The sequence below is a fragment of the Comamonas sp. C11 genome (genome assembly GCF_024496285.1).
In the GTDB taxonomy this organism is placed as follows: domain Bacteria; phylum Pseudomonadota; class Gammaproteobacteria; order Burkholderiales; family Burkholderiaceae_C; genus Comamonas; species Comamonas testosteroni_F.
Genome location: NZ_CP101743.1, coordinates 3,799,596 through 3,825,017, shown reverse-complemented (window position 1 = coordinate 3,825,017; position 25,422 = coordinate 3,799,596). Strand labels below are relative to the sequence as shown.

The 25,422-nt window shown below is 60.9% G+C and carries 23 protein-coding genes, 2 pseudogenes and 2 riboswitches; of the genes and pseudogenes, 6 read left to right on the top strand and 19 right to left on the bottom strand.

Annotated features, from left to right (window positions below; translation table 11 throughout):
* Positions 1-29: 29 nt before the first annotated feature.
* The 5 genes from NOX35_RS17510 to NOX35_RS17490 form a co-directional block, all read right to left on the bottom strand.
* Positions 30-1,403, bottom strand: coding sequence for a sulfate adenylyltransferase subunit 1 (locus NOX35_RS17510; protein ID WP_182283469.1), 1,374 nt, complete (start codon positions 1,401-1,403; stop codon positions 30-32).
* 161 nt (positions 1,404-1,564) lie between these two features.
* Positions 1,565-2,497: a sulfate adenylyltransferase subunit CysD gene (cysD, locus tag NOX35_RS17505; protein ID WP_182283468.1), complete on the bottom strand. Its 933-nt coding sequence runs from the start codon at positions 2,495-2,497 to the stop codon at positions 1,565-1,567.
* A 191-nt stretch (positions 2,498-2,688) separates the two neighbouring features.
* Positions 2,689-3,336 carry a phosphoadenosine phosphosulfate reductase family protein gene (locus tag NOX35_RS17500; RefSeq protein ID WP_256494171.1) on the bottom strand — a complete coding sequence of 216 codons (648 nt, stop codon included), beginning with the start codon at positions 3,334-3,336 and terminating at the stop codon, positions 2,689-2,691.
* Positions 3,333-3,719, bottom strand: a complete 387-nt coding sequence (locus tag NOX35_RS17495) for a DUF934 domain-containing protein (RefSeq protein WP_182283466.1) — start codon at positions 3,717-3,719, stop codon at positions 3,333-3,335. The genes NOX35_RS17500 and NOX35_RS17495 overlap by 4 nt, the downstream gene beginning before the upstream one ends.
* Before the next feature lie 24 nt (positions 3,720-3,743).
* Positions 3,744-5,528, bottom strand: coding sequence for a nitrite/sulfite reductase (locus NOX35_RS17490; protein WP_256494170.1), 1,785 nt, complete (start codon positions 5,526-5,528; stop codon positions 3,744-3,746).
* Between the two features lie 284 nt (positions 5,529-5,812).
* On the opposite strand from NOX35_RS17490, the gene NOX35_RS17485 reads away from it, so the two are divergent.
* Positions 5,813-7,132 carry a hemolysin family protein gene (locus tag NOX35_RS17485; RefSeq protein WP_256494169.1) on the top strand — a complete coding sequence of 440 codons (1,320 nt, stop codon included), beginning with the start codon at positions 5,813-5,815 and terminating at the stop codon, positions 7,130-7,132.
* Positions 7,133-7,212: 80 nt separating this feature from the next.
* On the opposite strand, the gene mnmC is transcribed toward NOX35_RS17485, so the two are convergent.
* A complete protein-coding gene (mnmC, locus tag NOX35_RS17480; RefSeq protein WP_256496936.1) occupies positions 7,213-9,159 on the bottom strand; it encodes an FAD-dependent 5-carboxymethylaminomethyl-2-thiouridine(34) oxidoreductase MnmC in 1,947 nt (648 codons plus the stop codon).
* A 115-nt stretch (positions 9,160-9,274) separates the two neighbouring features.
* Positions 9,275-9,940, bottom strand: a complete 666-nt coding sequence (locus NOX35_RS17475) for a trimeric intracellular cation channel family protein (RefSeq protein WP_003069687.1) — start codon at positions 9,938-9,940, stop codon at positions 9,275-9,277.
* Positions 9,941-9,992: 52 nt separating this feature from the next.
* Positions 9,993-10,112, bottom strand: a riboswitch (glycine riboswitch).
* A gap of 13 nt (positions 10,113-10,125) precedes the next feature.
* Positions 10,126-10,218, bottom strand: a riboswitch (glycine riboswitch).
* Positions 10,219-10,839: 621 nt separating this feature from the next.
* Between NOX35_RS17475 and NOX35_RS17470 the strand changes: the two genes are divergently transcribed.
* The gene (locus tag NOX35_RS17470) at positions 10,840-11,565 is read left to right on the top strand and encodes a ferredoxin--NADP reductase (RefSeq protein ID WP_182283463.1); all 726 of its coding nucleotides are present in this window, start codon (positions 10,840-10,842) and stop codon (positions 11,563-11,565) included.
* Positions 11,566-11,647: 82 nt separating this feature from the next.
* Here the strand turns inward: NOX35_RS17470 and NOX35_RS17465 are convergent, their stop codons facing one another.
* From NOX35_RS17465 to NOX35_RS17440, 6 genes and pseudogenes are all read right to left on the bottom strand, one after another.
* The gene (locus NOX35_RS17465; protein ID WP_182283462.1) at positions 11,648-12,088 is read right to left on the bottom strand and encodes a CopD family copper resistance protein; all 441 of its coding nucleotides are present in this window, start codon (positions 12,086-12,088) and stop codon (positions 11,648-11,650) included.
* The gene (locus NOX35_RS17460; protein ID WP_182283461.1) at positions 12,085-12,546 is read right to left on the bottom strand and encodes an Rrf2 family transcriptional regulator; all 462 of its coding nucleotides are present in this window, start codon (positions 12,544-12,546) and stop codon (positions 12,085-12,087) included. Before NOX35_RS17460 ends, NOX35_RS17465 begins: the two co-directional genes overlap by 4 nt.
* A gap of 13 nt (positions 12,547-12,559) precedes the next feature.
* A complete protein-coding gene (locus NOX35_RS17455) occupies positions 12,560-13,825 on the bottom strand; it encodes an NnrS family protein (protein WP_256494164.1) in 1,266 nt (421 codons plus the stop codon).
* Entirely contained in the window at positions 13,818-14,222 is a 405-nt protein-coding gene (locus NOX35_RS17450) for a group III truncated hemoglobin (protein ID WP_182283459.1), read from the bottom strand. Before NOX35_RS17450 ends, NOX35_RS17455 begins: the two co-directional genes overlap by 8 nt.
* Before the next feature lie 136 nt (positions 14,223-14,358).
* Positions 14,359-14,595, bottom strand: a pseudogene (locus tag NOX35_RS17445) (IS5/IS1182 family transposase); the annotation flags it as partial.
* A 343-nt stretch (positions 14,596-14,938) separates the two neighbouring features.
* The gene (locus NOX35_RS17440; RefSeq protein WP_182283458.1) at positions 14,939-15,166 is read right to left on the bottom strand and encodes a hypothetical protein; all 228 of its coding nucleotides are present in this window, start codon (positions 15,164-15,166) and stop codon (positions 14,939-14,941) included.
* Positions 15,167-15,370: 204 nt separating this feature from the next.
* Here NOX35_RS17440 and NOX35_RS17435 point away from each other — a divergent pair, with 204 nt between their 5' ends.
* Entirely contained in the window at positions 15,371-16,237 is an 867-nt protein-coding gene (locus NOX35_RS17435) for a hypothetical protein (RefSeq protein ID WP_182283457.1), read from the top strand.
* 32 nt (positions 16,238-16,269) lie between these two features.
* On the opposite strand, the gene NOX35_RS17430 is transcribed toward NOX35_RS17435, so the two are convergent.
* From NOX35_RS17430 to NOX35_RS17415, 4 genes are all read right to left on the bottom strand, one after another.
* Positions 16,270-16,476, bottom strand: a complete 207-nt coding sequence (locus NOX35_RS17430) for an integrase core domain-containing protein (RefSeq protein ID WP_182283456.1) — start codon at positions 16,474-16,476, stop codon at positions 16,270-16,272.
* Between the two features lie 762 nt (positions 16,477-17,238).
* Positions 17,239-18,192 (bottom strand): alpha/beta hydrolase, encoded by a 954-nt coding sequence (locus tag NOX35_RS17425; protein ID WP_182283455.1) that lies wholly within the window; start codon positions 18,190-18,192, stop codon positions 17,239-17,241.
* Positions 18,193-18,194: 2 nt separating this feature from the next.
* On the bottom strand, positions 18,195-19,079 hold the full coding sequence (locus NOX35_RS17420; protein WP_256494163.1) for an alpha/beta fold hydrolase: 885 nt from the start codon (positions 19,077-19,079) through the stop codon (positions 18,195-18,197).
* 39 nt (positions 19,080-19,118) lie between these two features.
* Positions 19,119-20,174 carry a sugar phosphate isomerase/epimerase gene (locus tag NOX35_RS17415; RefSeq protein WP_182283453.1) on the bottom strand — a complete coding sequence of 352 codons (1,056 nt, stop codon included), beginning with the start codon at positions 20,172-20,174 and terminating at the stop codon, positions 19,119-19,121.
* Between the two features lie 146 nt (positions 20,175-20,320).
* Here NOX35_RS17415 and NOX35_RS17410 point away from each other — a divergent pair, with 146 nt between their 5' ends.
* The 3 genes from NOX35_RS17410 to NOX35_RS17400 all read left to right on the top strand — a co-directional run bounded on the left by NOX35_RS17410 (position 20,321) and on the right by NOX35_RS17400 (position 22,341).
* The gene (locus NOX35_RS17410) at positions 20,321-20,926 is read left to right on the top strand and encodes a TetR/AcrR family transcriptional regulator (protein ID WP_182283452.1); all 606 of its coding nucleotides are present in this window, start codon (positions 20,321-20,323) and stop codon (positions 20,924-20,926) included.
* Between the two features lie 131 nt (positions 20,927-21,057).
* Complete coding sequence (locus NOX35_RS17405; RefSeq protein ID WP_256494162.1) at positions 21,058-21,891, top strand: AraC family transcriptional regulator; 834 nt, start codon at positions 21,058-21,060, stop codon at positions 21,889-21,891.
* A gap of 48 nt (positions 21,892-21,939) precedes the next feature.
* Positions 21,940-22,341, top strand: coding sequence for a cupin domain-containing protein (locus tag NOX35_RS17400; protein WP_256494161.1), 402 nt, complete (start codon positions 21,940-21,942; stop codon positions 22,339-22,341).
* 537 nt (positions 22,342-22,878) lie between these two features.
* Here NOX35_RS17400 and NOX35_RS17395 read toward each other — a convergent pair.
* Both NOX35_RS17395 and NOX35_RS17390 read right to left on the bottom strand, forming a co-directional pair.
* Entirely contained in the window at positions 22,879-23,631 is a 753-nt protein-coding gene (locus tag NOX35_RS17395) for a GntR family transcriptional regulator (protein WP_182283450.1), read from the bottom strand.
* Between the two features lie 4 nt (positions 23,632-23,635).
* Positions 23,636-25,339 (bottom strand): annotated as a pseudogene (locus NOX35_RS17390) (sigma 54-interacting transcriptional regulator).
* Positions 25,340-25,422: the final 83 nt, after the last annotated feature.

The window sequence follows — 25,422 nt, the reverse complement described above, 5'->3', positions numbered from 1 at the left end:
TCGCCGTTGCGGCCCTGTCTTCATGGGCTTCAGTTCACCAGCGCAGCACCGGCGGTTGCATTGCTGGCTGTGTCCACCAGAATCAGCGAGCCCAGCTGGCGGGCTTGGGTGAAGGGGGCGGCCGGAATGGCTTCCTGCAGCACCAGCTCTACCTGGCCGATGGCATTGGCCTCGAGCTGCTGGGCATCTTCCTTGTCCAGTGTATTGATATTGAGGCGGTGCACCAAGCGGCGCGCCTTGGCCTTGACCCAGCGATGGCCATGCAGCGCCCAGTAGACGCGACCGGGCACCAGGGGTTCGGTGTCCATCCAGGCCACGGTGGCGGTGATCTCGCGGCTGCTGGGCCAGGGGCTTGCGGCAGCAGGGGCATCAAAGTCGTCCTCGGCCACTTCGGCTTGCACGGGGGCGGCAATGATCCAGTCGCCGCGCGAGACATCGACCTCGCGGTCCAGCGTGATGCCGGCGGACAGGCCTGCAGCCACTTCCTTGGGGGCGCGGGCATGGTCGATGACCTGAGCCACGGTCGCGAGCTGGCCACTGGGCAGAATCTGCACCTGGGCACCGACCCGGGCCACGCCCGTGGCGACACGGCCCCAGAACACGCGGCGGCCCTGGCTGGTGTCGGACGAGGAAGAGAACTTCTCCACCCACTGCACGGGGAAGGCCAGCGCCAGATTGCTGTCGGTGGGCGTGTTGGGCAGTTGCTCCAGCAGTTGCAGCAGGCTCGGGCCGTGGTAGCCGGCCCAGCCGTCAGTGCTGCTGACCACGTTGTAGCCCTTGAGCGCGGACACGGGCACGGTGGCCGTGATCTTGATGTCTGCGGAGGCAGTGAACTTCTGCAGCGCCGCGCTGATATGGGCAAAGGCCAGGGCCGGATCCTGCACGGCATCAAGCTTGTTGACGGCAAACACCAGCGAATTCACGCGCAGCAGATGGGCCAGCAGGCTGTGGCGGCGGGTCTGGGGCAGCAGCTCCAGATCGGCGTTCTTCCAGTCCAGCTTGGTGGCATCGACCAGCACCACGGCGGCATCGGCGCTCGATGCGGCCGTCACCATATTGCGTGTGTACTGCTCGTGACCGGGAGCATCGCCGATGATGAACTTGCGCGACTCGGTGGCAAAGTAGCGGTAGGCCACATCGATCGTGATGCCTTGCTCGCGCTCGGCGGCCAGGCCGTCGGTCAGCAGGGCCAGATCCGTCTCGCCGGACTTGGTGACGCCGGCCAGCTGATCCTGCAGCACGGCGCGGGTGTCCACCAGCAGACGACCGATCAGCGTGCTCTTGCCGTCATCGACCGAGCCGCAGGTGATAAAGCGCAGCGCGCTGCTGTTATGTGCATCAAATTGGCTTGAAGCGCTTGATGGGTTTGCGCTAGCAGCTACGGAATTAATAGTTTCAGTCATCGCATTCTTTCTTCGATCAAGCCTGGGCGTGATCCTTGAACAGGCATGGCCCAACCCGGGACACCGCGCAAGGGCCGTCCCGCAGCGCTGGTGTCGTCCCCCTCCCTAAGGCGAAGCCTGACGATAGAGGGGGAAGGCGCGATAGCGCCACAGGGGGAGCGTTAGAAGTAACCGTCTTTTTTGCGCTTTTCCATGGACGCTTCGCTGGTCTTGTCGTCCATGCGCGTCGCGCCACGTTCGCTGACCTCGGCAGCCAGGGTTTCGATCACGATGTCTTCGGCGGTTGCTGCCGTGCTTTCCACGGGGCAGGTGCAGGTGATGTCGCCAACGGTACGGAAGCGCACATCGCGCTGCACGACTTCCTCGCCGTCACGCGGCGGGGTCAGTTCGGTCACGGGCACCAGCAGGCCCTTGCGCTCAACCACATCGCGCTTGTGGGTGTAGTAGATCGATGGCAGGGCGATGTTTTCACGGGCGATGTACTGCCACACGTCCAGCTCGGTCCAGTTGCTGATGGGGAAGACGCGGAAATGCTCGCCCTGTGCAATGCGGGTGTTGAACAGCGTCCACAGCTCGGGGCGCTGGGCCTTGGGCTGCCACTGGCCGAAGCTGTCGCGGTGACTGAAGATACGCTCCTTGGCGCGGGCCTTTTCCTCGTCGCGGCGCGCGCCGCCGATCAGGGCATCAAAGCGGAACTCTTCAATTGCCTCCAGCAGCGTCACCGACTGGTGCACATTGCGCGATTCGCCGGGGTGTGCCAGACGCACGGTGCCGCGCGCCATGGAGTCTTCCACGCTGCGCACGATCAGCTCGGCGCCCAGTTCCTTGGCTCGCTGGTCGCGGAAATCGGTCACTTCGGGGAAGTTGTGGCCGGTGTCGATCATCAGCAAGGGATAGGGAATGCGGCCAGCGCCAAAGGCCTTTTCGGCGCAGCGCAGCATGACCAGCGAATCCTTGCCGCCCGAAAACAGCAGGGTGGGGCGTTCAAAAGTGGCGGCCACTTCGCGCAGGATGAAAATGGTTTCTTCTTCCAGTGCATCCAGGTGACGGTTGCTGAGATGGCTCAACACGGAAGTATCCACACGAGCGTTCATTTTTTATCCAATCAAATAATGCTGTAGCGCTTATGGATATTTGGCTAGCAGCTATCTTTTTAAATCGACGGCTTACAAAACGGGCGCGCTGCAATTCCAGGGGCAGCAAGCAAGAGCCGCCTTGCGGCGAGGCTGCCGTCCCCCTCCCGAAGAGAGAGGGGGAAGCCGCAAAGCGGCTCAGGGGGAGCACGTCAGTGACTCAAATGAAGGCCGCATTCGCGGTTGTCTTCACCCTTGGTCGGGTCCACATAGTCAAAGTTGTTGGGCAGGCCGTGCTTTTCGCAGTATTCGTACAGCTCCTTGGACGACCAGTGCAGCAGAGGTGCAACCTTGATCAGACCGTCGGGATTGATGCTCACGGGCTCCATCTGTGCTCGCACGGCGGTGTCGGTGGCGCGCAGGGCGGTAAACCAGACCTTGGGAGCGGTTTCGCGCAGGGCGCGGGCAAAGGGCTCCAGCTTCACTTCTTCTGTGAAGGCTGCATGGCGCGGATCGTCCAGCGCCGGCGTGGCGCCTTCCACGGCCTCGCGGTGGGCGCGTGAGCGCAGCGGCAGGTAGATCTTGAGGTTCAGCCCAAGCTGCTTGGTCACCGCATCGGCAAACTGATAGGTGGCTTCGGTGTTGTAGCCGTTGTCCATCCAGACCACGGGCACGTCGGGGTTGGCGCGCGTCACCATGTGCAGGATCACCGCCTCGAAGGGGCGGAAGTTGGTGGTGACTATGGCGGGCTGACCCAGGCCCACGGCCCAGTTCACCAGCGCCTGGGCGTCGCGGCCCAGCTCGGTATTGATCTGTGCCAGATCCAGGTCGTTGGTGCTGACGGGGGCGAGCTGGCTCATGCTTGCACCTCTGCGAAATGGGGCTGTGTGTGCACGGCATCGGCCTGGTAGAAACCGCCAAAGCGCTCGAACTGGCGCTGGGCATCGGCGGCGTCCACGCCTTCGCGCAGCACGGCGCTGCTGAAGCCCGTGCGCTCCATTTGAACCAGCTGGTCGATCAGCACATCGCCGGTGGCGCGGATGTCGCCCGCAAACTTCAGACGGCGGCGCAGCAGATAGGCCTGGCTGAAGGCACGGCCATCGGTGAAGTTGGGGAAATGCAGATCCACCTGCGTGATGCCGTCCAGATTCACCTCGAGGGCGTTCACATCGTTGGCCAGCACCAGCACATTGCCGGTGCTTTCGGTGGGGGCCTGGTATTCGTTGCTTGCCAGAATTTTCATGACTCTATCCTTGTTCTTATGGCTTCAGGCCAGCGCTTCTTCTTCGGCTTCCACAGGGTGGCGGGCTGCCTTGCCGGCCTCCTTGAAGGGGTCTAGGCCGATGCGGCGCACGGCGTCGATGAAGTGCTCTCCGGGCTGGCGCAGGTCGCGATAGGTGCTGAGCACGGCTTCGATCACATCGGGCACTTCGGCTGCACTGAACGAGGGGCCGATGACCTTGCCGGCCACGGCCGGGCCGGACAGGGTCGAGCCGTCGGAGCCGCCCAGCGTGACCTGGTACCACTCCTTGCCGTCCTTATCCACGCCCAGGATGCCGATATGGCCGCTGTGGTGGTGGCCGCAGCTGTTGATGCAACCGCTGATATGCAGATCGATCTCGCCGATGTCGTCCAGCTCGTCCAGATCCTGGTAGCGGGCCGTGATGGCGTCGGCAATCGGCAGGCTGCGGGCATTGGCCAACGCGCAGAAGTCACCGCCGGGGCAGGCGATCATGTCGGTGAGCAGCGCCACATTGGTGCTGGCCAGGCCCAGGGCCTTGGCCTCGGTCCACAGCGCATGCAGCTGGCCGACCTGCACCCAGGGCAGCATCACGTTCTGGTCGTGCGTCACGCGGGCTTCACCGGCGGAAAACTTGTCCACCAGGTGAGCCAGTGCATCGAGCTGTTCGCTTTGTGCATCGCCGGGGGCCTGGCCCACACGCTTGAAGGACAGGGTCACGGCGCGCAGACCGGCCACGCGGTGGGCGTGGACGTTGCGGGCAATCCAGCGTGCAAAGGCGGGTTCCTTGGCGGTCTGGGCAATCAGGGCCTGCTCATCGGCTGCAGCATCGACCACCACGGGCAGGGCGGGCGTGGTGAACATGGCAGACACGCGATCGAACTCGGCCTGGGGCACGGTGTGAGGGCCGCCGTCCACTTCGACGATCTGGCGGAATTCCTCTTCCACGGCATCGATATAGGCCTGGCCTTCGGCCTTGACCAGAATCTTGATGCGGGCCTTGTACTTGTTGTCGCGGCGGCCCAGCTCGTTGTAGACGCGGACGATGGCCTCGATGTAATTCATGATCTGGTTCCAGGGCAGGAACTCGCGGATCACGGTGCCGATCACGGGCGTGCGGCCCATGCCGCCACCCACGAAGACCTTGAAGCCGATCTCGCCGGCTTCGTTCTTGACCATGTGCAGGCCCACGTCATGCCAGCCTGTGGCGGCGCGGTCTTCGCTGGCGCCGGTGATGGCGATCTTGAACTTGCGTGGCAGAAACGCGAACTCGGGATGCAGCGTGGTCCACTGACGCAGAATTTCTGCGTAGGGACGGGGGTCGATGATCTCGTCGGGTGCGATACCGGCCAGCGCATCGGTGGTGGTGTTGCGGATGCAGTTGCCGCTGGTCTGGATGCCGTGCAGGTTCACCGATGCCAGCAGATCCATCACATCGGCGGACTTGTTCAGCGGAATCCAGTTGAACTGCACATTGGTGCGGGTGGTGAAGTGGGCGCAGTTCTTGGGCAGATAGGTCGTGCCCAGCTTGCCCTGGCCTTCCAGAGCCTGTTTGAAGACTTCGGCCTCTGGCTCGTCGTACTCACGGGCCACCTTGGCCAGCACGCGGATCTGGTCCGAGTTGATCTCGCCGTAGGGCACAGCTACGCGCAGCATGGGGGCATAGCGCTGCACATACCAGCCGTTTTGCAGGCGCAGCGGGCGGAAGTCGTCTTCCGTGAGCTTGCCTGCCTGCCAGCGTTGGAGCTGGTCACGGAACTGGTCGGCGCGTTGCTTGACGAACGCTTTGTCGAAATCGGTGTATTGATACATGTCTTCAGTTCTTCCGTGGAGCGGATGCCTTGCCTCGGGTGGCATTGCACTTTGATCGTTGGTCAGAACTGTAGAGAGGCTTTATATAAAAACAAACGATTATTTAGTGCTTCATATATATCTGATTGAATATGTGAAGGGCTGCCAGAACGCCCGTACGGAGCGCTTGAGCCAATTTCCTTTCTGCGCGCTTGCATTTTGTGAGCGGCCCTGCGCCGGGCATTCTCTAGAATCAAGGCTTGTTCAATGATTGAGGCGCCTGGATTGAAAGCGGGTGCCTGACTATGGAAATAGCCATACTTTTCGCTCTCATCTGTCTGAACGGCGTCTTCGCCATGTCGGAAATTGCGTTGGTCACCGCCCGCAAAACCCGCATGCAGAAACTGGTGGATGAGGGCGACAGCGGCGCGGCAGCTGCTATCAAACTGGGAGAAGATCCGACGCGTTTCCTCTCCACCATCCAGATCGGTATCACCTCCATCGGCGTGCTCAACGGCATTGTCGGCGAGGCGGCTCTGGCCGGCCCGCTGGAGAGCTGGCTGATCACCGTGGGCATGACCCAGAAATATGCCGACTACCTCTCCACCGGCCTGGTGGTGGTGCTGATCACCTACTTCTCCATCGTCGTGGGCGAGCTGGTTCCCAAGCGCCTGGGTCAGACCCATCCAGAGGCCCTGGCGCGCCTGATCTCGCGCCCCATCAACTTCCTGGCCCTGGCCACCAAGCCCTTTGTCTGGCTGCTGTCGGCATCGACGCGCGGCCTGCTCAAGGTCCTGGGCGTCAAGGAGAGCAATGGCAGCGTGGTGACCGAAGAGGAAATCCAGGCCATTTTGGTGGAAGGCCACACGGCCGGCGTGATCGAGTCGCAGGAGCACACCATGGTGCGCAATGTGTTCCGTCTGGACGATCGCCAGATCGGCTCGCTGATGGTGCCGCGCAGCGATGTCATCTGTCTCGATATCGACGAGAGCCTGGAAGAGACTCTGGCCCGTGTCGAACAGGCCGACCATGCGCGCTTCCCCGTCGTGCGTGGCGATATGAACAATATCGTGGGCGTGCTCAATGCCCGCCAGTGGCTGACGCAGGCCTTGCTCAACAAGGGCAGGCAGGCGCTCAAGGACCAGCCTCTGCAGGCTGCCCTCTATGTGCCCGAGACCATTACCGGCATGGAGCTGCTGGACAACTTCCGCACCTCCGATCTGCATATGGCCTTTGTGATCGACGAGTACGGCGAGGTGCAGGGCATTGTCACGCTGCAGGACCTGATCGAGGCGATTACCGGCGAATTCCAGCCGCGTGATCCTGAAACCAGCTGGGCCGTGCAGCGCGAAGACGGCAGCTGGCTGCTGGACGGCCATATTCCCGTGCCCGAACTCAAGGACCGCCTGAGCCTGCATGCCGTGCCCGAGGAAGAGCGCGGCCGCTATCACACCCTGAGCGGCATGATCATGCTGCTGCTGGGCCGCGTGCCCACCGAGGCCGACGTGGTGGAGTGGGAAGACTGGCGCTTTGAAGTCGTGGACATGGACGGCAAGACGCTGGACAAGGTGCTGGCGACCAGACTGGAGCCCCTGGTCACCGTGGCATCGTTAAGCAGCGAATAAACCCGGCTTCAGAATCAGGCCCGAAACGGCACGCAGCATTTCTCCGTAAGCGCTGCGTGCTTTTTTTGCGAGTGGCTTACTTACCTGGGTTGCTGCAGGGAGCGACTCCACAGGCGCTGCGTACCCAGGGCCTGAGCCAGCCTGGCATCCAGCGGCAGCGGCTCGCCATGCAGGCGTGCCGCCAACAGCTCGCCGCAAAGCATGGACAGCGTCAGCCCGCGTGAGCCCAGCCCCGTCAGCACCCACAGGCCCGGTAGATCGGCTGCCGACTGCCCGGCCGGGCCTGCCAGCGGCAAACGGTCATAGGCCGCGCAACGCAGGCGCGCCCAGGTGGCGGGTCGCTGGTCAGCATCGAAGAAGGAGCGCAGCGCCTGCCTGCAGCCGGGCAGCAAAGCGGCGAGTTTTTCGCCATTGCTGGCATGGGCGACCTGCTGGTCGTCAGCGGTGGGCGGCAGCTCGGTCACATCGCGCTCGAAGGTCGATCCCATGATCCACTGGTGCGCGCCGGCCCGGTCGCTCGAGGGGAAGTCCGGCACCAGATTGCCATGACCGTTGACGGGGAAGGGCGGCATGGCCGCCAGCGTCCCTGCATCATGCTCGGCCACGCTGACCTGGCCGCGTATGGCTTGCAGCTCCCATTCCCCCGCTGCCAGGCCGCTGGCTTGCAACAAGGGCTTGGTGTCCGGACCCAGGGCCAGCACCAGCATGGGGGCTTCGGCCAGGGTCTGGCCCTGAGCATCCAGCACCTGCCAGATATTGCGCACTTCATCGCGCACCAGGCGCGAAGCTCGGGCATGGCCTTGCCAATGAATACCGGGGGCTTGCACCAGCGCGCGCACCAGTTGTGCGGGGCGCACCCAGCCAGCCTGCTCATGCCAGACGGCCTGACTGTCTGCGGGCAGATGGGCCGCAGCCAGCTGAGCCGGCTGCACGGGCGCGCTCCAGTGCAGGCCCCAGGGGTAGGTCTCGCTTCCGGGCTGCAGCCATGACTTGGGCAGATGGGAGGGCTCGTTCAGGTCGTGCTCGAGCACGCCGCCATGGGCCCAGTCCTGGGCTGGATGCAACTTTTGCGCTTGGCTCAGTTGCTGCAGATTTTGTAGCGTTGTGCGTACGCCACTTCTGGACAAGCGCGATAGAACACTGTCATCGGGCGAAATATGCGGGCAAAACAAGCCGGCTGGCAGGCCTGAAGCTCCTGCCGCAGGCTCGGCCGCCGCATCCAGCACCGTCACTTCCCAGCCGCGCCTGGCCAGACTGGCAGCAGCGGCAGCACCCGCCAGGCCCGCACCCAGCACCAGGCAGTGGCCGGCCTGGCCCACGGGCGCAGGCAGGCCGTCCGGGCGATGGCGCGGCTCCCATGCCGGGTTGTAGGCTGCATGCAGGTTATGGCGCTTGGGCGGCACGCCAGCGTGCTTCTTGACTTCGAAACCCTGGGCCTTGAGCGCCTGGCGCACATGGCCGGCCACGCACCAGGTGGCAAGCTGCGTGCCCCGGCGGCAATGGCGGGCAATGTTCTTCATGGCATCTTCATCCCACATCTCGGGGTTGAGCTGGGGAGAGAAGCCATCCAGATACACGCTGTCCGCCGTCATTTGCTGCTTGCGCAGCATGGTCCTGGCATCGCCTATATAGAGCGTCAGCAGCACCTGGCCGTCGTCAAACGAGAGGCGATGCACGCCGGGCAGCAGTCCCCACCATTGCTCGGCCAGTTGTTCGCCAAGCGGGCGCAGCTCCTCATCGGCCGGCAAAAACGCGAGCAGATCCTCGCGCGAGACAGGGTAGGCCTCCACCGAGACAAAATGCAGAATGCGCGGGCGTCTGGGGTCGGCTTTCCATGCCGACCAGGTGACGAGGAAGTTCAGTCCGAAGCCAAAGCCGGTTTCCAGAATGCGCCACTGCGCTGTATCAGCCCAGGCGGCTGGCAGCTCGCAGCCACCGAGAAAAACCTGGCGGGCCTGGTCAAGGCCGCCCAGCTCGCTGTGATAGCGATCGCCAAATCGGGTGTTGTAGGGGGTGCCATCCGGCATCCATGTGATGGGTTCAGACATGGAAAGTGAAACTACATGGGTAACGCATGGCGCAGTCTAGGTCAGAGCAGCCAAGCAAGGGCCGCCCTGCGTAGCAAGAGAGGGGGAGTCTCGATCACTCCCAGCGCTGCTGGTACGAAAAAACCGGCAGGCGCCATTTGAAACGAATGGCGGCAAGACGGAAGGCCAGACCGCCGGCAAAACACACGATGGTGCTGATATTGGGGCTGACATCCAGATAGCGCAGGCCCAGGAACATCAGGCATACGGACAGCGACACGCTCGCATACAGCTCGCGGCGGAACACCACGGGGACCTGGTTGCAGAGCACATCGCGCAAGATGCCGCCGCTGATGCCGGTAATCATGCCGGCCATGATGATGACGATGGTGGGGTAGCCCAGCTCCAGCGCGGTATTGCAGCCAATCAGCGAAAAGGCGATCAGACCCATGGCGTCCAGCAGCAGAAACACCTGCTTGAGCCTGTGCATATGGCGTGCAATCACAGTGGTCAGCAGACCGAAGCTGATGACCAGATACACATATTCAGGGTGCTGGGTCCAGCCGATGGGGTAGTGGCCCAGCACCATGTCGCGGATGGTGCCGCCGCCCAGGGCAGTGACGAAGGCGATGACGACGACACCAAAGATATCCATATTTCGCCGCCCTGCGGCGAGTGCGCCGGACATGGCTTCGGCGGTAATGGCCACCAGATAGATGACCAGCATGACGGTGAAGTTGGAGGCCTGGAACGAGTCCAGCAAAGAGACGGAAGGAAGCATGAAGGCACTTGAAAATAGACCAGCCACTCACATCGGCGGGAGTGTCCGGCTTGCCTCTCCCGCTGTCCTTTTACCTGAGAGTTGCGCATGAGCACCTTCGCGGTGGACATGCTTGCCCCTTCGGTGAGCCCTGCAGACTTGTGGTTGCGGGCTGCTCTCCAGTTGGCGATATCCGGGTCCTGTCAGACCCACCTGCGGTACTTATTGCCTGAGCGATTATGGGAGTTTGCGCCTTCGGCGGGAACCCTCGAAAGGCTCCGCTCTCCCGCAGGATGGGCGCGATTCTAGCCAGTTTCAGCGACTTTATTCGGGTTAATACCTGTATTAATGTGGTTCTGCGGCTGCCGAGCTGGGGCGCGGAGGCCCAGTCTGAACCCGCCGTGGCTCGCGCAAGTCTGCGTTTTCGTCTGTCAAGCCGCCCGCCATGACAAGCGGTGCTCTCGAAGGCTCGCTCATTCTTCAGGCGTTGACAGACTGCTTGGGGAAGACACGAACCTGTCGTGGCACGCAGAAGCGGCCCTTTGAGCCGGTACGTGGCGGCCATGCGATTCGAACAGCCGGCTTGGAGCGTAAAACAGCTGTTAAGGACAGGCGGCGTGCAGCAACTGGTGTTGGCGATTGCCGCCGCTTCGGCATGGGTCTGTGAGTGACTCAGGTCAGCCTAAAGCCGACTTGATTGCAAGCCTGAGTGGGGGGGAGTTCAAAGCTCGGTGAGAGTTTGCACTATCAAGCTGAACGGGGCTGCTTCTGGCCGAACGCGGCCATAGCAGGCTGAGGTGGTCGGTTCAATGAGAGTGCCCATTTCGACCCGTTTCTCACGGTGGGTATCGATTGACGGGAATATTTACTCCATTGGACGCATCCAATGTGTAGATCCATCGATTGCGAAGGAGTGAATCATGGGCACAGAGCACAGCAAAATCCTCGAACGCGAGGAGGTTGCGCAGGGTACGATGGCATTTCATCTCGCCAAACCGGCGGGGTTTGATTTCCGTCCTGGACAGGCGTTTGAAATCCAGCTGCCGGGCGCGGTCCCAGGGGAGAGTAAAGAGGAGCGATGTCACGCATTCTCCATTGTCAGCGCGCCACACGAGAGTGAACTAGTGTTTGCTACGAGGATGAGGGACAGCGTTTACAAACGCGCTTTGGGAGCTCTGCCTGTAGGTGCTGAGTTGGATATCGATGGACCATTTGGTTCGCTTACCTTGCACAAAAACACCGCGCGAGCGGGTGTGCTCATCGCCGGTGGGATTGGCGTGACGCCGTTCATGAGCATGCTGCGAAACGCTGCAATGCAGCAGTCACAGCAGGATTTGCTTCTGCTGTATTCCAATCGTCGTCCAGAAGATTCGGCGTTTCTCTCTGAGCTTCAAGCTCTCGAAAAGAAGAATCCAAAATTCCGGCTCAAGGCCACCATGACGGATATGGCGCACTCTGCCGTGGATTGGAGTGGTGATACACAAACGATCGATAGAGAGTGGCTCCAGCAGGCCATTGAGGGCTTGGCTAATCCGATCTTTTATGTTGCTGGCCCACCTTCCATGGTTGCGTCAATGCAGCGGTTGCTGATATCAGCCGGTATTGATGAGGACGATGTGCGTAGTGAGGAGTTCTTTGGATATTGAATTGGCAGACTCCTCTCTGATCAAGGAGAAAGTCTGCCATGACGCATTTGGATGCAGCCGCTTGGCATCTGTCGCTAGGCTCTTACCAGTGCAGATAGAACATGGCCTTGGCCAGCAAGACAATGACCAGCACATGGCAGAACACGCTCAGATGCAATCGGTGCGAGCGTCGCCCATTGAGTTGCCCTTGGCGGCGCCACCACATGGCGCTGGCGAAGTGCGCAAGAACGCTAAGCGCCAGCGCAATCTTGAGCACCATCAGCATGCCTGTACTGCTGGCCAAGGGGTGCGCCAGTACCGAGCGGTGCTGCCAGGCCAAGCCTGCTCCCGCAGAATACAGCACTAGCAACACCCAGGGCATGACGGCGGTGGCGCGTGTCCCCAGCGCCTGCTCCACGGGGAGCATGTGCTGCTTCGGCACTCGGCTGTGCACGTTGGCGAGCAGCACGACTTCGAAGAACACTGTGCCTGCAAACGCCACGGCGGCCAGCAGGTGTAGTGTGATCAGCAGGCCATAGCTCATGTCTGGGCCTCCTTTCTTGTCAGTCGGATGGCAGGAATCAATGGCACTGCGCTGGCAGACGTTGGCGGTATCAGGTCCGCAAGAGTGAAGCCATCCAGATGCGCCATGAAGCTGTGCAGAGCTCCTTGCAACATGCCAGCGAGGCGGCAGTCGCCGGTCAGCGTGCACCGGTTGTCGTTGCCAAAGCATTCCACCAGCGTGAAGTCGGACTCTAGTCCACGTATCACTGTACCGATATGGATCTGCTTTGGTTCACGGGCGAGGCGCATGCCGCCTCCCTTTCCACGTATCGTCTCTATCCAACCCTGCAGGGCCAGTTGATGCGTGACTTTCATCAGATTTGGCTCGGAAATGCTATAAGCCTGCGCAACCTCGGAAATCGTGCACAGGCGCTCTGGCCGCTGGGCTACATGCATGAGCAGCCGCAGCGCATAGTCGGTCATCAGGGTTAGACGCATTGAGTGATCTCGTTCAAACAGATTTTCTGGACTTGCTGGCGACATGTCCTGAGGGCTGAGCCGCTGAGAGTCCAGCTGGTGGCAGGCGCGGCCGAATCAGCAAGGGTACAAATCGCCACAGGTACAAAGCAAAGGCCAGCACCCATGCAAGCGTCGAGGCATGCAGTGCGGCTTGGGGGAGCCCCGCAGGCAGAAGTGCCAGCAGGCGCAACAAAGCGGCGGCAAGCACCAGCGCATACATGACCACGATGCTCCCATCGGCGCGCAATGGTCGCCCCAGGTGGCCCAAAGCCGTACGTGTCACCATGCCGATTATCAGCACTGCAAAGCCGGCCACGCCGATCACATGGACTGGCCATGCCAAGCGCAGTACCCAGCTGCTCGCCTGGAGCGATGCCACCAGCAGGCCCGTGCCCAAGGCCGCATGACCCAGATACAGAATCCACAGCAACGGCACCTGACGCACAGCCCAGGGTTTCCAGGCCAACACCTGCCATAGGGTGATCAGCCCCGTGACAGCCAATGCGGCCACCATACCCGGCACCCATCCCAGCAACAGGCAGACAATGCCAAGCACGCCAGCCCAGAGTTGCCACTGCCCGCTGGCCGTGTGCATGGGAATCTGCAGATCCGTCACCGCCCGCATCGCGAAGAATGGAATAACGCGCCGCGCCACCAGTAGTGCAATCACAGCCATGCACAGCAGCCCTGTATAGAGGTAATGCATCAGCGTTGCGTAGTCGCTGCCTTGCCATACCGAGCGCAGAAAGAGTGCATCGGCCACGCCCAGACCCGACACCAGCAGCGGCAGGCCGTAATTGCGTCGGCTGCGTGCTGCATAGATCACCCAGCCCAGCACTACGGCAGCGGAGGCGAAAAACAGCAGTTCACACACTACGGCAAAAGCAAAAGCTGTATCACCCACCACCAGGAAACCCGCGCGCGCCAGCAGCCACAGTGCGCACAACCCGCCCAGCGCCCGGCCCTGAATAGGGTTGCTTCCAGTCCAGTTGCTAGCCGCCGTGAGCAGAAAGCCCACGGCAATCGTCGCCACAAAGGCCCACAGCATCTCGTGCGCATGCCACAGCACGCCGCCCAAACGCCCCGCAAGCCACTGTGGCGCGAACACCCACAGCGCGACCGACACCGCAGCCCACAGACAACCGGCCATGTACAAGGGCCTGAAGCCAAGCTCCAGTAAGGCTTTCCACTGGGGTGCAGGTGTCTTGGGTTTGGGCACAGACCCCATCGGCTCCTCGATCTGCAGCAGCTCAGACATGGCTCACCACCGCCGGTAGTGCCTTGGGATCACGGCTCATCTGGTAGCCCGACCACAGGCTCTGTGCAATACGGCGCGCCGCCTGGCACGCTTGATCGGCCATGGCGCGGTTGGGTTGCTCGGCCAGCGTGATCTCGAACAGGCCCAGCCAGCGCTCAAACAGCTCTTGGCTTAGACCCGGTAGCGCAGCATGCTTGGGCATAGGGGCCCCTGAAAAGCGTGCTGTGCGTCGCAAAATGGCCGACCAGAAATCCACCAGCTTGGTCAGATGATGGTCCCAGTCCGCTATACGTGCATCGAAGATGGGGCCGAGCACCTCGTCCTGGCGTATTCGCGCATAGAAGGAGTGCACCAAGCTGACGACTTCCTCTTCAGTGCAAAGCTCATGAATCCTCATTGCACAATTCCTTTCGCTGTCGTAGCTGTACATAAGATTCATTAATTATGTATCTTATAACTGGGCATGTCTCTAGGTGCATGGTGTTGTTTCATAAATCAGCGCCGGGCCATACTACCCATGACCCCAGACGTGGCTATGCCGCAGCCATCGTCTGCGGGCAGCCCAGCTCAGTGAACCGATTGAAAAGAGCGGCTCGGATATGAAGTTCTTTGACCTGCCGCTCGAGCGTACGTGACATCATCTGTTCACCGAGTCGCTTGATGCAGTGGCTCCTGGTCTCCACCAGGCTGCATCGGTGATACCCACTCTGGCACTTGCATCGTTTGCGCCCGAAGCGCTTGCAGGCGGCGATAGCCGCATTGCGGTAAGCGCCCGTTTCCTTCCCTTCTGGCATAAGCACCCAAAGGTCGGTTAATTAGCACTTTGCGACTGAAGAAGGCTCTTTTGGCAGTGGTTTGATTGCGCTTGAATTCAGCTTCCCCTATAGGTCAGCTGGTGAGCTTGAAGTATTGAGAGCCGGTCGGCTTGGAAAAACCTCTGACCGACTGTTCTTGGCCGGGAGCGTGAGGTCCACATGAGTCCCCGGAGCAGGCGCTCGATGTGAACGGCAAGTCATCCAGTAACTGTTTTTGGGGACATGAGTGAAATGGAACTCTCGGCCAAAAGCGGACTGCGAAGCGAAGGACAAGTGACCACATAAAGCACGGTTCATATCATCCGACTGGCAACCGCACGATGACAATTTCCTCGATGCGCTCATTTTTGTAAACGACCCATATCGTAGGCAACACACGTAACGCTTCATGTAGATGGCTCACCCACGTTACCCAGGCTGGCACATCAACTCTGGCAATCAACTCATTGACTGGTAGCTGCCGCAAAGCATTGAGCGCGTCAACAAGGGCCGAGTAGCCGTGAACTCGATATGTGCGCTGGCCCATGGAACGTGTTTCGTTTCATTTGGCTACTGTTAGCCAAACTTCATGGACTAAAGTCGTCCGTTTAGCTAATTATCGAGAGTCAACTGAGGGTCGGTCTGAGCTGGTGCTACCAGCTAGAAGCAGTCACATCCTGCCCTTGCCATGCCTCGATTCATATTGATCCAAGTGAAAAAATTCATTGAACCCTTCATTGGGGGATACCGCATGAAAGCGGTTATCCCATTCTGCATTGCCTCCCTGTGCTCCGTAGTATCTGCTCAGACCAACGTACCCTCGGGCCGCATAGTCCCGACTCCCATCTACGGTGTCACCGTGGATGATGTGAGCAGGCTTGGCGACATCACGCGCAGCCTGTCGTCGCTGGCCTACCGGCCTACCACGCGCATCGTCTTCGATGAGTTCGTGAACCCGGACTATTACCGCAAGCCAGCAGTGGAAATCTCCAAGGTTTCCTATGTGATGGGTGAGATATTGGACTCGTACTACGTCAAGCAGTACAGCGTGGATGCGTACATTCAACGGACTAATCAATACCTCAATGCGTTGTCGGATGTAGTGGATATCTGGGAAGTAGCCAACGAGGTCAACGGCGAGTGGCTGGGGGCCAATGCCGATGTGGTGGCGAAGATGACCAATGCCTACAACATCGTGAAGGCACAGAACAAGACGGCCGCGATCACGCTCTACTACAACCAGGGCTGCTGGTCTCAATCCTCCAATGAAATGTTCAAGTGGGCCGAGACCAATGTCCCTGCCTACATGAAGCAGGGCCTGGATTACGTCTGGATTTCCTACTATGAGGATGACTGCAATGGACTCAAGCCCAACTGGCAGCAGGTGTTTGACAAGCTGCGCGTGATGTTCCCCAATTCCAAGATCGGGTTCGGGGAAGTGGGTACCTCACGCAAAGCCAAGAAGGCCGAGTACCTGACCCGCTATTACACGATGAAGATCACTACCCCGAATTACGTGGGCGGTCACTTCTGGTGGTACTTCAGGCAGGACATGGTGCCCGTCACCAAGGAGCTGTGGACTACCCTGAATACGGCGATCAAGGCGGAGCCCCGGTAGGTCAGTGAAGCCTCCTCGTTTTCCTGCACCACCTAGAAGCAGAGGTTGGGGAAACGTTTGACACGATACGCGACCAGCGGAATCCGGCCTATCGATTCATGTGGGCGAGGGGGGGTGTAGCGATGCAGCCAGCCCTCGGTCATCGAGCGCACTTCCTGCAACGATTCAAAGACATAGCAGTCGAGCACCTTCGTTCTGTACGGGTCGATTGAAATGGGTGTACCGGCAACATTGATCATCTGTACCAAATGCTCGCTATCAGTGCGCCGACAGCTTCGATCAAGGATTGGCTGAGGATGATCATCCCTGGCTACCGCGGTCGCTCCCTGGCAGGCTCCTTTCGGCCAGAGGCAGTCAGCCGCTTGGTGCACTTCAGCGTTTGGTGCAGGCTCATCAGAGCTATTCAGGGCCCTAGGCCTGAGCCACAGCAATCTCCAGCACCTGCCGTTGAGCACCGTCTGCCTCGCAGGGCCGCGTCACTCACAGAACCGGTCACTCGATTGCGTGGTTATCGGAGTATCTCAACGAAGGATCGCTTCAGTGTGCCTCGACAGGCTTGTGTAGACCCCAAGCAGTCATTTTTCCGATGACTCTGCGCCTACACATGCAGCCGCATCCCGGTAGTTTTGCTCTATGTTTTCAATCGCGCTGGCCAAGATCGCAGAATCTTGCACATCTAGGCCACCAAGGCGCAACGCATGAACTTGCTGTTCAAAAACTGCTGTGAGGACTACCCAACAAACTGACCTATCTCTATCGCTATGCTCGCCGCATCTCCACAGCCCTTTTTCAGCAATTACCAAGAAGACCCTGCACTGTCTTTTCGGGCGTAAATATAACCACCCTTTCAGAGATTTTTTCAGCCTCTCCTCCCACCAGCTTTCTGGGGGCAGCAGCGGTTATGTCCGGCTTTAGATCCTGTCAATTGGTGTAATAAACCTCGTCTCCTCATCGCCCACCGTCAGCAGACGGTGGACTTTTCAAGACTCGGCCGATTTGCCCTACCCAAGAGCGCGCTGCACGGCTGCTCCTGCCTCATCTAGCAGCCGGCGTGCTGCTTGTGTCAGCCCCAGCATGTGGATGCAGGCATGAGCCATGCCCGGCAACCGCAGAGCCGTTACGGGGACGTCTTCATTCTGCAGGCGCCGAGCATAGGCCTCAGCCTCGTCACGCAGCGGATCGTACTCGCAGCTGATCACCGTAGCCGGCGGCAAGCCGGCCAAGCTTGCGGCGTGCAGCGGGGACACCTGCTCCAGCCGTTGCAGGGCAGGATCTGCGAGGTAGGCTTGATAGCAATACGCCATTGCCGAGCGGCTCAGGTAGTAACCCTCGCCGAACAGGTCAAAAGATGGCGAGTCCATGGCTGCATCGAGTGCCGGATACAGCAGCAGTTGATGGGCAATGGCCGGAGCTCCGGCCGGACCCCAGCCGTCGCTATGCCGCGCAAGCAGACAGGCGGCCGCAGCAAGATTGCCACCCGCACTGTCCCCGGCCACGGCGATGCGCTTGCGGTCCAGTCCCAGTCTTTCTGCCTGCTCGAAGCTCCATTTCAAGGCGTCGCAGAAGTCTTGCAGCGGCACCGGAAAGCGGTGCTCGGGCGCCAGCCGATAGTCCACCGAGATCACCACCGCCCCCGTCGCCACGGTGAGCGCGCGGCAGGGATTGTCATACAGCTCCATGGACCCGAGACACCAGCCCCCTCCATGGGCAAAGACCAGGGCGGGCTGGGGTGCGTCGGGTGCCGATGGCCAGTAAACACGCAGGCGCAGCGGAGCACCGTCGCGCGCGCGCAGCGTGAAATCCCCCGAGCGCGCAACGGCTTCAGCTGGGCCATGCAGCGCACGCAGCTCGAGCTCAGTGGCCTGCCTCATCTGCGCCAGCGTGGGCGGCATCTGGGGCTGTGGCATTTGTGCCTGCTCCCGCAGATAGCGGGCGATGTCTGCATCGAGGGCCATGGTCATCGTGTCCTTTGCAGAAAGGGCAGCAGTTCAGCAATGAAGGCTTGTGGAGCCTCCTCCATGATGAAATGGCCGCAGCCGGGCACGACCACGCCGGACAGATCATGGGCATGCCCGCGCAAGGTGGCCAGCGGCGCATCGCCTGTGGCGTGCTCGGCGCCTATGGCAAGCACCGGCATGCCCAGCGGGCGCTGTGCGCGCTCACGATTCTGTCGAATGGTCTCTGGAATCGCCCGGTAATAGGCAAAGCCGCCGCGCAGCCCGCCCGGTGCCGCATAGGCGTCGACGTAGACATCGACGGCCACGCTGTCGCGCCGCAGCGACCATCGATTGAACATGAATTCCAGATAGGCGCGTTCGCGGCCCGCGATCAGGGTCTCGGGCAGATCGGCCAGTTGATTGAACATGAAGTGCCAAAGAAAGATGCTCTGCTCGGGCGGTGCGAAGATACCGGGCTCAGGCGCCAGGCCAGGTATCACGGCCTCCGTCAACGCCAACGACTGCACGGCCTGGGGCTGGTCGCTGGCCAGGGCATAGGCCACCCACATTCCCACATCGTGGCCCGCGACCTGGTAGCGCTCGTGGCCCAGCGCCAGCATGGTGCGGTGCATGGTCTGCGCGATGGAGCCCGTGTCGTAGCCCGTCTCAGGCCGATCCGAAAAACCGGTGCCCGGCGGATCGACGGCAATTGCCTGAAAACCTTGCGCAGCCAGCGCTTGCATGACATGGCGCCAGGCATACCAGGTCTGGGGCCAGCCCGGGATCAGCAGTACCGGCGAGCCCTGGCCGGCCAGGATGCAGTGGATGCGGCGGCCGTCGATGCGCACATAGTCGTGCGTGAAATCATCCTGGGCGTGCGCAAGGGTGGAGGGTAAAGCATTCATGGGTCTGTTTCCTTGTTCGAATCGGAAGCCGGGGATGCATCAGGCGATGCCGAGCATGGTGTTGATCTGGCGCTGGTCCACAGGGGCACCGGCGAAGTCGTCAAAGATCTTGTCGGTGACTCGGATGATGTGGCGGTTGATGAAGTCCACGCCTTCGCGTGCGCCGTCCTCCTGATCCTTGAGGCAGCACTCCCATTCCAGCGATGCCCAGCCCTGGAAGTTGTACTGGGCGAACTTGGAGAAGATGGTCTTGAAGTCCACCTGCCCGTCACCCAAAGAACGGAAGCGCCCCGCCCGTTCGAGCCACGAGGAATAGCCGCCGTAGATGCCCTGGCGCCCGCTGGGCAGGAATTCCGCGTCCTTCACATGGAACATGCGGATGTGCTCGCGGTAGATGTCGATGTAGTCGAGATAGTCCAGCTGCTGCAGCACGAAGTGGCTGGGATCGAACAGTATCTTGCAGCGCTCATGCTGGCCGACCAGTTCATGGAAGCGCTCGAAGCTCGTGCCGTCGTGCAGGTCCTCGCTGGGGTGGATCTCGTAGCACAGGTTCACGCCCTGCTCGTCGCAGGCGTCCAGGATGGGGCGCCAGCGGCGCGCCAACTCCTCGAAGGCGGTCTCGATGAGGCCCGCCGGGCGCTGCGGGAACGGGAACAGATAGGGCCAGGCGAAGGAGCCCGAGAACGTACCCATCTCCGTCAGGCCCATGCGGCGTGAGGCGCGGGCCGAGCGCTTGAGCTGCTCCAGCGCCCAGGCCGTGCGCGCCTGGGGGTTGCCGCGCAGGGCCTCGGGGGCGAAGCTGTCGCACATTGCGTCGTAGGCAGGATGCACGGCGACGAGCTGGCCGAAGATGTGCGTGGTCAGCTCGCTGGCCACCAGGCCGTGCGAGGCGAGCATGCCGTTGACATCTTCGCAATAGCTCTGGCTCTGCGCAGCCGTGCTCAGATCGAATAGGCGCGAATCCCAAGCAGGAATCTGCAAAGCCTTGAAGCCCACGCCCGCGGCCCATCGCGCAATGTCCTCCAGCGAATTGAACGGTGCCTTGTCATCGGCGAACTGCGCAAGATGAAGGCTTGGCCCCTTGATTGTCTGCATGTGTTTTTCCTCGCTTTGATGTATTGTTTGTCAATCGACAAAGAATATTATCACGCAAATGCAGTCTTTTTCGACAGGTAGGTGTGCTGCGGCGTGGATGACACGCCGCTAAGATGCCGCACCGACTTTTGAGAGGAACAAGGAAGATGGCTGGAAGACCCAGGGAATTTGATAGGGACCAGGCGCTGGAGCGCGCCATGCTGGCGTTTTGGCAGCGTGGTTACGAGGGCACATCCATGGCCGACCTGGTCCAGGCCATGGGCATCGCCTCGGCCCGCATCTATGCTGCCTTTGGCAGCAAGCAGGCACTGTTCCGCGAAGCCATACAACGCTATGAGTCCGGGGCCGGCTGCTTTGCCGATCGGGCCCTGGCTGAAGAGTCACTGGTGCGTGAAGCCATCTCACGCATGCTGCGCGATGCGGCGACCACCTATACGGAACCAAGCCGGCCACAAGGTTGCATGGTTGTCATGGCTGCGACCAATTTCGCGCAAGAGAACGAGGAAGTTGCAGCCTGGCTTGCCGTGCACCGTAGCGAGCGAACGCAGTCCATCATCAACCGACTGCAACGCGCAATGGACGAAGGTGAGTTGCGACAAGACGCAGATGTGCAGGCTCTTGGCGACTTCTACGCCACACAGTTGCATGGCATCTCAGTACAGGCCCGTGACGGCATATCGCGCTCGCGCCTGCTGGCGGCCTCAGCGGCGGCCATCGGCGTGCTGGATCAAGCTTTGCGCCAGGCTGCTTGAACCAGAGTCCCATTGGAGCACTACAAGTACCAAAGGTGATCCTCGTCCATCAGTCAACCGCAAATCCTTTGCCTCCTGAAGCTATCCGGAAGCCTCAAGCGCATGACGGGCAATACGAGAACGACAGCCTAGTGAAAAACAACTGGCTCAGTCGTACCGATGCGATGCATGGAATTGAGCGCATTGAGGCCTTCTTTCAGGGCAACGCTTATGGCATGCATCGACACGACACTTATGCCATCGGCTGCACGATGGCAGGGGTGCAAGCCTTTCGATACCGAGGCGCTCACCGACAGAGCCTGCCAGGCCACACCATGGTGCTGCATCCCGATGAAGCGCATGACGGTCAAGCAGGAACTGAGGACGGATTTCATTACCGCATGATTTATGTGAATCCGGCGTTAATTCAGGAGGTATTCCGAGGGCTGGAGCTCCCCTACATAGAAGGCGGTATCACGCAATCCCAACGTCTTCTGGTGGCCACCAAAGCCATGCTGGACAACCAGCAGGGGCCAACTAACTCAATGGAAGAAATGGACGCCATTGTGGAGCTTGCTCTCGCGCTCCATGCCGAAGCAGGCTGTACCAGAGGGCAGCGTGCCAGGGACTTCGAGAGCACCAAACTGGCTCATGATTTTTTGTGTGACGTTTGGCAATCCACCATCTCGGTGGAGGATCTCAGTGTCGTCACAGGGCGGAACCGCTGGAGTCTGTCGCGCGATTTCCGCATGTTCTATGGCACTAGCCCTTCGCGATTTTTGATCTTGCGCAAGCTTGATGTGGCACGACAACGCATGCTCTCAGGGGCTCCGCTCGCAGATGCGGCTGCATCCACCGGGTTTGCGGACCAGGCTCATATGACACGTCATTTCACCCAGACCTTTGGCATCTCGCCTGGACGATGGTTGCGGATGATGTGCAACCACACATCCATGTCTTCTGGCGCACAAACGTTCAAGATCTAACAGCTTGCTTTGTCTACGCTTGGCCCTTTGATTGATAAAGGACAAGTCATGACGGTAAGCATTTCTTCCCCTGCCAAGGATCGCGGGCAGCAGGTGCCCATAAACCTGGTGCGTAAAATTGGTCTTATTCACGACCATTGGCAGCCGCATGTTGTCGCTGAAATGAACGACTATCAGTTCAAGGTCGTGAAGATCGCAGGTGACTTCATCTGGCATGCACATGACGATACCGACGAGGCATTTATTGTGCTGGCAGGTGTGTTGAGAATCGACTTTCGAGACCACAGCATAGAGTTGCAAGCGGGCGAAATGGCTGTGGTCCCTAGAGGGGCTGAGCACAAAACGTTTGCGGCAACGGAAGCCAAATTGCTGATGATCGAGCCCATGGGGGTTCCCAACACCGGGTATAGCGATTCGGAGCGACGGGCTCCTAACGACGTTTGGATATAGAAGTAAGGCACTGGCAATGGGCCACTGAAATGGTGTGTGCGGCCGGCAGCTTTTGGCACAGCGAGTCACCTTGGGATCGCAAGAGCCTGCTCTCACGACGTGACAGCAGACGTCAAGCGACCTATATGCCTGCACCTAATAGCCGCTGTCCGCTGCACACTTGAAAACTGTCCTTGGGCAGTCGTCCGCGTAGACGCACGGATGACCACTATGTAGCTGTTGGAGATAGGTCGCATAGCAGCCATGAACAGTAGCAATCGCTGCTATGCAAGCATTGACTGCCGAGGAACGAACGACAGCAGTGGGTCCTGAGTAGCCCTCGGCGGCTGGCTGCTACCGCTCAAAAGCGGAGGTCACCTTGATTCCTGCAAGCCTCCGACGAAGGCTGGCCTACAGAGGCATTCTGGTCAGTGACCTGAATGGCAGCGGCAATCGAGTGATGGACAGCCATTGGACAGGTAGACATGCCCTGTCCGTCCTCTGGCATTTTGCCATCCAGCACAGACAGCTATAAAAATGATAAAGCTGTGCTGCAGTTCATACCTCCCCTTCCGGCCGGGTGCCAGGCAACACCAGCTTGCCTTCGCGCATGGCCTGCAGCAGCAGATGGGGGGTGGTGCAAATATGGGCTTCCAGGGCCAGGGCCGCGCGAGCCTCGTGGCCAGCCATGGCGAGCTCGAAGATTTCCTGGTGCTCGGCATGCACATCGCGGGTGAGCGCGGGCTGCTCCATGGCGTAGCAGCGGTAGCGCTCGCTATGGCGCGCCAGCAGGCGCAGCACCTTCAATGTCCAAGGGGATGCATAGCCGGAGAGCAGGGTCTCGTGAAAGCGCAGGTTCAGGGCCTCCCACTGGCGGCGGTTGTCGCTGGACAGCGGTTGCTCGGCCGCCGAGAGTTCGTCATAGCTGGCCTGCAACTGGGCCCGCCAGGCCGCGTCGCCATGGCGTATGGATTCACGCAGCGCATGGGTTTCGATATGTACCCGCAGCCGGGTGATGTCCTGCAGGTCGTCCATGGCGATGGTGGAGACGCGAAAGCCGCGCTGGCCTTCGGTTGTGACCAGGGCATCACTGACCAGGCGCGTCAACGCCTCCCGCAAGGTGCCGGCACCGACCTCGTAGGCCTGGCGCAGATGCTCTATGCGCAGCTTGCTGCCAGGCAGCAGGCGGCCTTCGACAATGTCGGTGCGCAGCCGGGCATAGGTTTGCTCGGTCAGGGTGCGCGATGCCTCGCCGCCGCTGGATTCAGCCTCGGGCAGGGCCAGGCATTGCATAAAGGATTTCTTGGCCAAGCGTTTACTCCTCCGTGCCTGTGGTGCGTTCGCGGATGCGTGAGAGCCGGTAGCTGAGTTGGGGGCGGGTCATGCCCAGGGCGCGGGCTGCTGCGGCCAGATTGCCGCTGGCGCGGCGCACGGCTTCTTGCAGCAGCCCGTCTTCCAGGGCATCCAGCGAAAGCCCCTGGTGCTGCATGCTGTCGTACACCCCGGCCGTGTGCAGATCGCCATCTGCGCCGCAGGCCTGGGCCAGATGGCCTTGGTCGTCTATGGTGCTTTGGCCGTTGTCGCTCCACTGGGGGAACAGGCAAGCCACATCGATGGGTTCGCCGGCCGGCGTGAGGATGAGGCCGCGTTCCACCAGATTCTCCAGCTCGCGCACATTGCCGGGCCAGCTGTGGCCGCGTAGTGCGGTCAGCGCCCGGTCGCTGAAGCCCGGGGCCGGCTTGCCGTGCAAGGCCGAGTATTTCTGCAGCAAATGCATGGCCAGCAGCTCGATATCGTCCACGCGCTCGCGCAGCGCGGGGATGCGTATGGGGTAGACGTTGAGGCGGTAGAGCAGGTCGCGCCGAAAGCGCCCCTGTTCCACGGCTTTTTCCAGGTCTACATTGGTTGCGGCGATCACGCGCACATCGACTTGGGTACTGCGGTGGCCGCCCAGGCGTTCCACCTCGCCACTTTGCAGCACGCGCAGCAGCTTGGCCTGGGCGGCCAGGGGCAGCTCGCCTAGCTCGTCCAGCATCAGCGTGCCGCCATGGGCGCGTTCAAAGCGCCCTATGCGCGTTGCCGTGGCGCCGGTGAACGCGCCTTTTTCGGCGCCGAACAGCTCGCTCTCTATCAGGTCGGCGGGCAGAGCCGCGCAGTTCACGGCCACAAAGGGTTTGTCGGCACGCGGGCTCATGGCATGTAGGGCGCGCGCAAAGCGCTCCTTGCCCACGCCGGTCTCACCCGTGAGCAACACCGTGACCTGGGTGGGAGCAGCCTTGGACAGCAGCTCCAGCGCGGCCTGAAAGGCGCGTGAATGGCCCAGCAACGGGCCCTGGCTGTCGAAAGGGGCCAGGCCGGTGCGCAAGGCCTCGACCTGGGACTGCAGCTCATCCAGGCGTACCAGCATGGAGTCGGGGTCGTAGTCGCGTGCGATTTGTTCGCCATCGGGCCACTCATGTTGAAACCGGCCTTCTATCAGGCAGTGTGCGTGGCCGCAGGTGGAGCACTGCATTTCCTTGAAAAACACCGGTCGACGGAAGAACGCGCTGGAGTAACCCGAGGCATATCCCAGCAGCATCCAGCACGAGGGCTGGTCCTGGGGACCCCATTCGCGCAAATGGATTTCCGCTTCCCAGCTGTGTTCCCAGCGCACCACGCATTGAAAGTGGCCGGCCTGCTCATCGGCCTCAAAGATTTCCGGCGTGGCGCGCACTGCACCCTCCAGCCGGTGCAGTTGGGGGCCTACGGCAAACATCTCGAACAGGCTGGCCGTGGGTCGTATCTGGCGTGCCAGCAGTGCATCGCGCTCACCTGCGGCATAGCCGGCACGCAGCAGCAGGCGCCGCGTGTGATCGGGCCCCATGGTGTTCATCATTTCGCGGCGCAGGGCGTGAAGAGAGGCCAGGTGCAGCAGCAACATGCGCTGGCCCGAGAGCCAGATCAGTCCGTCTTCGGTGGAGAAGCGGACCTAGCTGCGCAAATCGGCATCGGAGGGTAAGGCGGGGGGAGTGTGGGGCATGAGAAAACTATCGATAAAGCATCGAATTCTGGCTACGGGATTGACCCGCATCCTCGGCCTTGAACTGCTGGCGCAATTGATGA

Bases quoted from the DNA above. Each gene is read 5' to 3' on its own strand.
- NOX35_RS17450 (WP_182283459.1), bottom strand. From the start codon at position 14,222: ATGAGGATTCATGAGCTTTGCACTGAAGAGGAAGTCGTCAGCTTGGTG.
- NOX35_RS17500 (WP_256494171.1), bottom strand. From the start codon at position 3,336: ATGAGCCAGCTCGCCCCCGTCAGCACCAACGACCTGGATCTGGCACAG.
- mnmC (WP_256496936.1), bottom strand. From the start codon at position 9,159: ATGCCGGATGGCACCCCCTACAACACCCGATTTGGCGATCGCTATCAC.
- NOX35_RS17425 (WP_182283455.1), bottom strand. From the start codon at position 18,192: ATGGCCCTCGATGCAGACATCGCCCGCTATCTGCGGGAGCAGGCACAA.
- NOX35_RS17485 (WP_256494169.1), top strand. From the start codon at position 5,813: ATGGAAATAGCCATACTTTTCGCTCTCATCTGTCTGAACGGCGTCTTC.
- NOX35_RS17430 (WP_182283456.1), bottom strand. From the start codon at position 16,476: ATGATCAATGTTGCCGGTACACCCATTTCAATCGACCCGTACAGAACG.
- NOX35_RS17455 (WP_256494164.1), bottom strand. From the start codon at position 13,825: ATGTCTGAGCTGCTGCAGATCGAGGAGCCGATGGGGTCTGTGCCCAAA.
- NOX35_RS17435 (WP_182283457.1), top strand. From the start codon at position 15,371: ATGAAAGCGGTTATCCCATTCTGCATTGCCTCCCTGTGCTCCGTAGTA.
- NOX35_RS17410 (WP_182283452.1), top strand. From the start codon at position 20,321: ATGGCTGGAAGACCCAGGGAATTTGATAGGGACCAGGCGCTGGAGCGC.
- cysD (WP_182283468.1), bottom strand. From the start codon at position 2,497: ATGAACGCTCGTGTGGATACTTCCGTGTTGAGCCATCTCAGCAACCGT.
- NOX35_RS17495 (WP_182283466.1), bottom strand. From the start codon at position 3,719: ATGAAAATTCTGGCAAGCAACGAATACCAGGCCCCCACCGAAAGCACC.
- NOX35_RS17415 (WP_182283453.1), bottom strand. From the start codon at position 20,174: ATGCAGACAATCAAGGGGCCAAGCCTTCATCTTGCGCAGTTCGCCGAT.
- NOX35_RS17420 (WP_256494163.1), bottom strand. From the start codon at position 19,079: ATGAATGCTTTACCCTCCACCCTTGCGCACGCCCAGGATGATTTCACG.
- NOX35_RS17475 (WP_003069687.1), bottom strand. From the start codon at position 9,940: ATGCTTCCTTCCGTCTCTTTGCTGGACTCGTTCCAGGCCTCCAACTTC.
- NOX35_RS17400 (WP_256494161.1), top strand. From the start codon at position 21,940: ATGACGGTAAGCATTTCTTCCCCTGCCAAGGATCGCGGGCAGCAGGTG.
- NOX35_RS17510 (WP_182283469.1), bottom strand. From the start codon at position 1,403: ATGACTGAAACTATTAATTCCGTAGCTGCTAGCGCAAACCCATCAAGC.
- NOX35_RS17440 (WP_182283458.1), bottom strand. From the start codon at position 15,166: ATGGGCCAGCGCACATATCGAGTTCACGGCTACTCGGCCCTTGTTGAC.
- NOX35_RS17460 (WP_182283461.1), bottom strand. From the start codon at position 12,546: ATGCGTCTAACCCTGATGACCGACTATGCGCTGCGGCTGCTCATGCAT.
- NOX35_RS17470 (WP_182283463.1), top strand. From the start codon at position 10,840: ATGGGCACAGAGCACAGCAAAATCCTCGAACGCGAGGAGGTTGCGCAG.
- NOX35_RS17465 (WP_182283462.1), bottom strand. From the start codon at position 12,088: ATGAGCTATGGCCTGCTGATCACACTACACCTGCTGGCCGCCGTGGCG.
- NOX35_RS17490 (WP_256494170.1), bottom strand. From the start codon at position 5,528: ATGTATCAATACACCGATTTCGACAAAGCGTTCGTCAAGCAACGCGCC.